The 9547-nt window shown below is 72.3% G+C and carries 1 protein-coding gene; it reads right to left on the bottom strand.

Annotated features, from left to right (window positions below; all coding sequences use genetic code 11):
- Positions 1 to 144: 144 nt before the first annotated feature.
- Complete coding sequence (locus tag OG866_RS24050; RefSeq protein WP_329337685.1) at positions 145 to 9402, bottom strand: non-ribosomal peptide synthetase; 9258 nt, start codon at positions 9400 to 9402, stop codon at positions 145 to 147.
- Positions 9403 to 9547 lie beyond the last annotated feature (145 nt).

Here is a 9547-nt window from a genome sequence, read left to right as displayed (position 1 = left end):
CGCGTAGATCTCCTCACAGACAGAAGTCACAAAAGGGACGGCCCGGAGCGGGCGCTGGGGAAGAGCGAAGGAAGACGGGAGAAGGGAGGGAGATAGGGAGAGGAAGGGGAAGGGGATGGGGATGGGGAAGGACGGGCGCAGCGATCAGTGGTGGTCGTCGTCGGCGGCGAACTCGAATTCGAGGGCCTCGATCTCGTCCTGGTCGAGATCCAGCAGCGCGAAGTCGGAGGGGGTGTGGCCGCCGGCCGACGGGTCGGCGGTGTGGGCGGCGACGCCTTCCAGCAGCTCCAGCCAGGCCCGGCCCAGACACTCCGCCCGGCTCTCGTCGAGCAGCCTGCCGGGCCAGCTCAGTGTGAGGGTGAGCAGCGGCCCGTCCGGGGTGTCCGCCACCAGGGCGCCGGCTTCCAGCGCATGCGACACCGGCATGTCGGGATCCGCCGTACCGGCCATCGCCGCGCCCCCGGCCGTCTGCCAGGCGCGGACCGGCCCGTCGTCCGGGCCGGCGGCGGCGAACCGGCCCAGATAGTTGAAACCGATCTCCGGCACGGGCAGATCCGCCAACACCCGTGCCGTGTCCGGGTTCGCCCAGCGCAGCAGACCGTGTCCGAGGCCGTCCCCCGGCACCGCCTGCACCTGCTCCTTCACCCGTTTGACCAGCGCGCCCGCGGAGGCACCGCCGACCGCGGCATCGTCCAGATCCAGATCCGACACCTCCAGCAGCAGCGGATGCACCGCGGTGAACCAGCCCACCGTCCGGGACACGTCCATGCCCTCCGCCAACGGCTCCCGGCCGTGCGCCTCCACGTCCACCAGCAGCCCACCGGCACCGGCCCGCGGACGCCAGCGCGCCACGGCACCCGCCAACGTCGCCAGCAGCACCTCGTGCACACCGCAGTGGAAGAGCGCCGGAGTACGGCCCACCAGGACGGCACTGCGATCGGCGGCCAGCGTCCACTCACGGCGGGAGAGAGTCCGGACGGTGTCACGGTCCGGATCCAGGGCCCGCGATCCGACCACCCGCAGTCCACCGGCCCCAACGACCGGCAATCCGTCGGCCCCAACCACCCGCAGCCCGTCGGCCCGGGGCCCGACCGTCCGCAGCCCGTCGGCCCGGGCCAGCAGCTCCACCCAGCCGTCCAGCTCCGCCGCCCGCTCCGCACGCAGCGCCGCCCGCTCCAACTGCCGTGCCCAGGAACGGAAGGAGGCACCACCCGACTCCAGGACGCCCTCCGGCTTCCGTCCCGCGACAACAGCCTCGCAGGCCGCCCGGAGATCCGGCATCAGCACCCGCCACGACACCCCGTCGACCACCAGGTGATGCGCTACGACGACCACCCGGCCGACGCGGTCCGGCCCGGCGTCCACCCACACCGCGCGCACCATGACACCCGCCACCGGGTCCAGCGCCGCGACCGCGGCCCGGGCAGCCTCCCCGGCCACGTCGTCGAGACCGCCGTCAGGAACACCAACAGCATCCACCCGCACCACCCGGCCGGAAAGGTCCACCGCATCGGCCTCCGGCACCACCAGGACCGGGCGGCCGTCAGACCCGCCCCGCACACCTCCCCGCAGCATGGGGTGCACGGCCAGCACCGCCGCGAGCCCCGCAGTCAGCACCTCCGTCCCCAGCCCGGCGGGCGCGCCGACCGCCATCCACTGCGCGAACCCCGCCCGCAGCGCCTCCGCCCCCAGGGACCGCATCACCGGCGTCCACGGCACCTCACCGACACCGCCGTCCTCGGCCTCCTCCACCCTGTCCCCGGTCACGGCCGCCACCAGCGCCAGCCGCTCCGGTGTCTTCTCCTCGAAGACCTGCCGAGGCGTCACCACCCACCCGGCGCGCCGAGCACGGGAAGCCAGCAGCATCGACATGATCGAATCACCGCCCAGCTCGAAGAACCCGTCCCCGACCCCGACCTTCTCCAGCCCCAGCACCTCGGCGAACAGCTCGCAGAACGCCTTCTCCGCGGAGTTCTCGGGCGCCCGCACCTCACTCGCCGCGACCTCCGGCACCGGCAGGAGAGCCCGGTCGACCTTGCCGTTGACGGTCAGCGGGAACGCGTCGAGCACGACGACCACCGACGGCACCATGTACTCCGGCAACCGGGTCGCCGCATGCGCCCGTACCGCGTCCTCGTCCACATCGCCGACGACGTAGCCGACCAGACGGCCATCCCGTACGACGGCCACCGCCCGCTCGACCTGCGGGTGGGCGGCGAGGACGGCCTCGACCTCACCCAGCTCGACCCGGAACCCACGGATCTTCACCTGAGCATCCGCACGCCCCACGAACTCCAACTGGCCGTCGACAGTCCAGCGAGCCAGGTCCCCGGAGCGATACATCCGGCCGCCGCTGTCATCGAACGGACACGCGACGAACCGTTCCGCCGTCAGATCCGGACGATTCACATACCCACGCGCCAGACCACCCCCGGCGATATACAGCTCACCCGTCACACCCACCTGAACAGGCCGCAGGCTCGCGTCGAGTACATAAGTGCGGACGTTGCCCAGGGGGCGGCCGATCGCGGGCGGGGCGTCCTCGCCGGTGATGCCCTCCTCCAGCAACACCGCAGTCGAGATCACGGTGGCCTCAGTCGGCCCGTACGTGTTCCAAACTCGGGCGCCCTCACGCCACTTCGCCGCCAGCCCGGCCTCCAGGCGCTCAGCACCCAGCACCCAGTTCCCGACCCCGGCAACAGCACCCGGCTCCAACGCCCCGAGAAGCGAGGGCACCACACTCGCGACCGTCACGCCGGCGTCCTGAAGCATCCCGGCCAGGGCAGCGGGGTCCAGCCGCTCCTCAGACGAGGCGATCGCCAACGTCCCGCCGCCAGCCAGCGTGACCGCAACATCCAGCACGGCCGCGTCGAAACTGAACGACGCGAACTGCAACGCCACCACCCCGGGCTCAACCCCGAGCACCGGACCCATCACAGACGCCAGGTTGGCCACCGAGGCATGCGCGACGGCCACACCCTTGGGACGCCCCGTCGACCCCGACGTATAGATCACATAGGCGAGTTGACCTTCACCAACCTCCGGCAACACACCGGACTCACCCACCACCTCATCCAGCAGCACACCCGCAGCCACACGACCGGCCGTCTCCTCCGAGACCAGCACCACCTCGGCCCCGCTGTCCGCGACCATGAACGCCAACCGGTCAGACGGGTACTCCGGGTCCAGCGGGACGTACGCCCCACCGGCCTTCCACACCCCCAAGATGGCAATGACCATCTCCGCACCACGCGGCAGACACAGCCCCACCCGGGACTCCGCCCGCACCCCACGCGCCACCAACCCACGCGCCAACGCATCCGACCGAGCATCCACCTCCGCATACGACAACCCACGCCCCCCGGACCACAGCGCAACCGCCCCCGGAGCCTCAGCCACCCACCCCCGGAACCGCTCCACCACCGAACCCGGCTCAAGCACCCGCCCCGTGGCGTTCCACTCCCCCACCACCAGCCCGCGTTCGGAGTCGTCCAACAGATTCAGAGTGCCCAGCCGCAGCCGCAGCCGCAGGCTGGGATCGGCCGCCACCTGCTCCAGCACCCGCACCAGGCGGCGGGCCATCCGCTCGGCGGTGGGGCGGTCGAAGAGGTCGGCGCGGTGGTCGAGGCGGATCTCCAGGCCGTCGCCGGGGGTGACGCCCAGGGCCAGCGCGAAGTTGGTCGACTCGCGGAGCTCCGTGGCCGTGAGCGCGAGGTCGGTGCCGAGGGGCTGGGCGTCGAGGTCGCCCGGGTAGTTCTCGAAGGCCAGCAGGGTGTCGAAGGTCGCGCCGGGGCCCGCGGCGCGCTGCACCTCGCTCAGCCCCACGTGCTGATGGTCGAGCAGCGCCGACTGCCGTGCGTGCAGTTCCGCCAGGGCCTCTCCCACGGGACGGGCCGGGTCCAGATCGACGCGCACCGGCAGGGTGTTGATGAACAGGCCGAGCATCGTCTCCATGCCGGCGAGCTCCGCCGGACGCCCCGCCACCGTCGCTCCGAACGTCACCGCGCGCCGGCCCGTCAGCTGCCCCAGCACCACCCCCCAGGCCAGCTGCACCACCGTGTTCAGGGTCACGCCGGTGCCACGGGCGACCCGCTCAAGATCGCGCAACAGTTCGATGCTCGTGCACTCGGTGACCCGGTCCAGGACGACGGACGTCGTCGCGCTCGGCTCGGCCGGGGCGACGAGCACCGACTCCTCGACCGGCGCCAGTTCGGCCCGCCACGCCGCCAGCGCCGCCGCCTTGTCCCGCCCGGCGAGCCACGCCCAGTACGGGCGGGACGACACCGGCGCACCGAGCCCCTCCGCCCGGCCGCCGGCCGCGTAGAGCGTCCACAACTCCCGCAGCACCAGCGGCAACGACCAGCCGTCCAGCAGCAGATGGTGGAGCGTGACGACCATCCGCGACCGGCCCGCGCCCTCGCGGACCAGCGCCACGCGCAGCAGCGGCGGTGCCGCGAGGTCGAACCGCGCGGCCCGCTCCGCGACGCCCACCCGGTCCGCGGCGGCGCCGCCGTCCCCGTCCAGGCCCGTCACATCGACCTCGCGCCAGGGCAGTTCGGCCCGGTCGACCACGACCTGCACGGGTCCCGCCGCGTCCGCGACCTGGACGAATCCGGCCCGCAACGCCGTGTGCCGGTCGAGCAGCGCCTGCCACGAGGCACGCAGCCGGGCTCCGTCCACCTCGCCGTCGAGCGTCAGGACGAGCTGCTCGACATAGACGTCCACTCCGTCCTCGTCGAAGAGGGAGTGGAACAGCAGGCCCTCCTGCAACGGCGCGACGGGAAGGACGTCCACCAGCCCCGGCACCGCCGCCTCGATCTCCTCCACCCCCGCCTGGTCCAGCGCGACCAGCGAGAAGTCCGACGGCGAGTGACCGCCCGCCCCGGAGCGGACGTCCGCGACCAGCGCGGCGAGCCGGTCCGCCCACGCCTCCAGCAGTCCACGCGCCCGGCCCTCGCCCAGCAGCCGCGCCGGGCAGTCCAGCCGCAGCTCCAGCACCGGACCGTCCGCCGTGTCGCGTACCGCGCCCAGCAGTTCCAGGGCGTGCATCACCGAGGCGTCCGGCGCGCTCCCCGCCCCGAAGCCCTCGCCCGTCCCCACCCGCCCGAGGAAGTTGTAGCCGACCTGTGCCGACGGCAGGCCCGCCAGGTCCCCGGCCGTGTCCGGACGGACATACCGCAGCAGGCCGTAGCCGAGCCCGTCACCGGGGACCGCCCGCACCCGCTCCTTCACCTCGGACACCCCCGGCACCCCGGGCACCTCTGGCCCCTCTGACCCCTCTGGCCTCCCCGGCACCGACGCATCGACGCCCGCGCGCAACCGCACCGGACGCGAGGACGTGAACCACCCCACCGTCCGGGACAGGTCCTGGCCGCCCGAGAGCGGCTCCCGGCCGTGGCCCTCGACGTCCACCAGGAACCCGCCCGCCCCGGCCCACTCACCCACCGCCCCGGCCAGGCCCGTGAGCAGCACCTCGTCCACCCTGGCCCGGAACGCCGCCGGCACCTCCGTCAACAGCGCCGCCGTGACCTCCGCCGGCACCGACACCGACACCTCGCGAACCGTCGCGCCGACATCCACGGCCGGGTCCAACGGCAGCTCGGTGAGCGGTAGTTGCGGGCCTTCCAGCACCGCCCGCCAGGCCGCCAGCTCGGCCATCCGCTCCGGCCGCCCCGCCTGCGCCGCCAACTCCCGCGCCCACGCACGGAACGACACCGGAACCGGGTCCCACTCCACGGTCCGCCCCGCGGCGAGGCTCTCGTACGCGGACCACAGATCCGGCAGCAGCACCTGCCAGGACACCGCGTCGACGACCAGGTGACAGGCCACCACAACCAGCCGCCCCACCGCCCCGGCCCCCGCGTCCAGCCACACCACCTGCACCATCACCCCGGCCACGGGATCCAACCGCCGCACCGCAGCCGCGACCTCGACCTCGGCCAACGCCGAGATCTCCGCGCCCGACTCCGCCTCTGAGTCCGCCCCCGAGTCCGCGCCCACGGCCCGGACCCGCGTCACCAGCCCGTCAACCGGCACCACCAGCCGCTCAGGCACCACGAGCCGCCCGGGATCCGCCACCAGTCGCGCCCGCAACACCTCATGCCGCTCCACCAGAGCCGCCACCGCGCCCCGCAGCGCCACCTCGTCCAGCTCCGCCGGCGCCTCCACCACCATCGACTGCACGACCTCGCGCACACCGTCGGCACCGACCCGGTCCAGCACCTCCCGCATCACCGGCGTCAGCGGCACCTCACCCACGGCGGAGTCCACCGGCCGGGCACCACCCACCGCACCGCCCACCGCACCACCCACCGAGCCATCCGCCACCCCGTCGAGCGGCGCCGCCACCCCGGCCAGCGCCGCAGGCGTCCGCAGCTCATGCACCTGCCGCGCACTGACGGCCAGACCCGCCCGGCGAGCCCGCGACACCAGCAGCATCGCCGTGATCGAGTCACCACCCAGCGCGAAGAAGCTCTCCTCCGCGCCCACGCTCTCCACCCCGAGCAACTCCGCGAACAGGGCGCACAGCACCTCCTCGCCCGCAGTGGACGGCGCCCGCCCAGCCCCCACCGCAGCCTCGGGCACCGGCAGGGCGGCCCGATCCACCTTCCCGTTGACGGTCAGCGGGAACGCGTCAAGCACGACGACCACCGACGGCACCATGTACTCCGGCAACCGGGTACCGGCATACGCCCGTACGTCCTCACCCTCCGCGCCACCGACTACGTACCCGACCAGACGGCCATCCCGCAGGACGGCCACCGCCCGCTCAACCCCCGGATGCGCGGCAAGAACAGCCTCGACCTCGCCCAACTCCACCCGGAACCCACGGATCTTCACCTGAGCATCCGCACGCCCCACGAACTCCAACAGCCCGTCCGCCGTCCACCGAGCCAGGTCCCCGGAGCGATACATCCGCCCGCCGTCTTCATCGAACGGACACGCGACGAACCGTTCCGCCGTCAGATCCGGACGATTCACATACCCACGCGCCAGACCACCACCAGCGATATACAGCTCACCCGCCACACCCACCGGAACAGGCCGCAGAAACGCATCCAGCACATAGGTACGGACATTGCCCAGAGGCCGGCCGATCGCAGGCGGGGCGTCCTCACCCGTGATGCCCTCCTCCAGCAACACCGCAGTCGAGATCACCGTGGCCTCAGTCGGCCCGTACGTGTTCCAAACCCGGGCACCCTCACGCCACTTCGCCGCCAGCCCCGCCTCCAGGCGCTCAGCACCCAGCACCCAGTTCCCGACCCCGGCAACAGCACCCGGCTCCAACGCCCCGAGAAGCGAAGGCACCACACTCGCGACCGTCACCCCGGCCGCCTTCACCATGGCCGCCAACGCAGCCGCATCCTGGCGCTCCTCAGCCGAGGCGATCGCCAACGTGCCCCCGCCGGCCAGCGTGACGGCAACATCCAGCACCGCCGCGTCGAAACTGAAGGACGCGAACTGCAACGCCGTAACGCCAGGTTCGACGCCCAGGACGGGACGCATCACGGACGCCAGATTGGCCACGGAAGCATGCGCGACGGCCACACCCTTCGGCCGCCCGGTCGACCCCGACGTATAGATCACATAGGCGAGTTGACCTTCACCAACCTCCGGCAGCACACCGGACTCACCCACCACCTCGTCCAGGAGCACACCCGCAGCCACACGACCGGCCGTCTCCTCCGAGACCAGCACCACCTCGGCCCCGCTGTCCGCGACCATGAACGCCAACCGGTCAGACGGGTACTCCGGGTCCAGCGGGACGTACGCCCCACCGGCCTTCCACACCCCCAAAATCGCCACGACCATCTCGGCACCACGCGGCAGACACAACCCCACCCGAGACTCGCGGCCCACCCCACGCGCCACCAACCCACGCGCCAACGCATCCGACCGAGCATCCACCTCCGCATACGACAACCCACGCCCCCCGGCCCACAGCGCAACCGCCCCCGGAGCCTCAGCCACCCACCCCCGGAACCGCTCCACCACCGACGACGCATCCACGTCCCGCCCCGTGGCGTTCCACTCCCCCACCACCAGGCCCCGCTCGTCCTCCCCCGCGACCCCGATCCGCCGTACCGGCGCCATGGGGTCCGCAACCGCGCGCTCCACGTAACCGACGAGGGAACGGTGAACCGCACGCGTCCACGCTCGGTCATAGCGGGCCGCGTTCGCCTCGACGGTGATCTCGATCCCGGAGGGTGTCCGGTCGATGAGCACGCCGAAGTCCTCGACGACACGGGTCGACACGTCCCGTGCCACGCCCCGGCAGTCGCCGAAGGCCAGCTCTCCGGCGGGCGGCAGGATGTTCACATACGGCCCGAAGTGCCAGCGGTCGCCTTCCGGCCAGCCCAGTTCCCGGCGCAGCCGCTCACCCCGGTACCGCTGGTGCCGACGCAGGGCGCCGACGGCCCCGTCGGCCGTCCGTGCGAGGTCGAGCAGGCCGGCCCCGGCCGGGACCGGGAACCGCAGGGGCAGCATGTTCGCCCGGGTGAGGCGTGCGCGCAGGTCGGTCTCGGTCACGCGGCCGGTCATGGGCAGGCTGAGGAGCGCCTCGGACGACCCGGCCATGCCGCTCACGAAGGCGCCGGCGGCGGCGACGAGCAGCCGGGACGTCGGCAGGCCGGCGCCGGCCGCGGCGGTACGCAGCGCGTCCACGGCGGCGGGTGCGAGGGCGCCGCTCGTGCGCAGCACCGGTCCGGCGTCTTCGTGAAGGGCATGGTCGAAGCCGACGGAAAGCCCTGCGACCTCCGCCAATTCCGGGCGATCCGAGAATCGGTCGCACAGATAACGCCGATCGTCCGTGAATTCGGCCGAGTTCCGGTACCGCGTCTCCTCGTCAAGGGCCTCGCTCAACGAGAGGAGATCGCACTGCGGAAATTCCCCGCCCGCCACGAGAGCGGAATACAGATCGGCGACCCGCCGGGCTATCAGGGTGCACGCGTACCCGTCGAGGAGAAGGTGGTTATAACCCTGGAACCAGCAGTGCCGATCGGAGTCAAGTCTGAAGAGCACGAACGAGTGGAGTCGCGCCGCGAGCGGATCCTCGACCGCGGCGAGTTCGGCACGCATACGGGTTTCGAGCCACGCCCGCCGGTCGCCGCCGGTCCCGTCCCATTCCTCGACACTCAGGACTCGCGGTGACCGCCCTCCGGCGTCCCCCGGCACGACTCGCACCTCACCGCCCGCGTCCTCGACGAAGCGCACGCCCAGGATCTCGGTCTCCTCGACCGTGCGGCGCAGCGCGTCCTCGAAGGCGGGCACGTCGAGCGCGCCCGTGATCTCGACGGCCTGCCCGACGCTGTAGAGCGCGCGGGGGCCCGCCAGGCGCTGTGCCCGCCAGATGCCCTCCTGGCTGTCGGACAGGGGAATGCCGCCGCCGATTCGCTCGCTCATTTTCCGCCCCTCACCCCTAATTCCCTCTCCAAAGGAAAAGAGCTTCCACTCGGGAAGCTCCTGGGAATCTCACCCCGTGGACCGAATGGCCCGGTGAAACGTCTCCAAAACCCGTTCACGACCGGGGCCGGTCAATCAGAACGAT

Source organism: Streptomyces sp. NBC_00663 (assembly GCF_036226885.1).
Lineage (GTDB): Bacteria > Actinomycetota > Actinomycetes > Streptomycetales > Streptomycetaceae > Streptomyces.
Note: the sequence above shows the minus strand (reverse complement) of the source record. Positions and strands in the feature narration are given on the sequence as shown.

What these genes read in the sequence shown, in the direction of transcription:
- OG866_RS24050 (WP_329337685.1), bottom strand. Translation starts at nt 9,402, where the DNA reads ATGAGCGAGCGAATCGGCGGCGGCATTCCCCTGTCCGACAGCCAGGAG.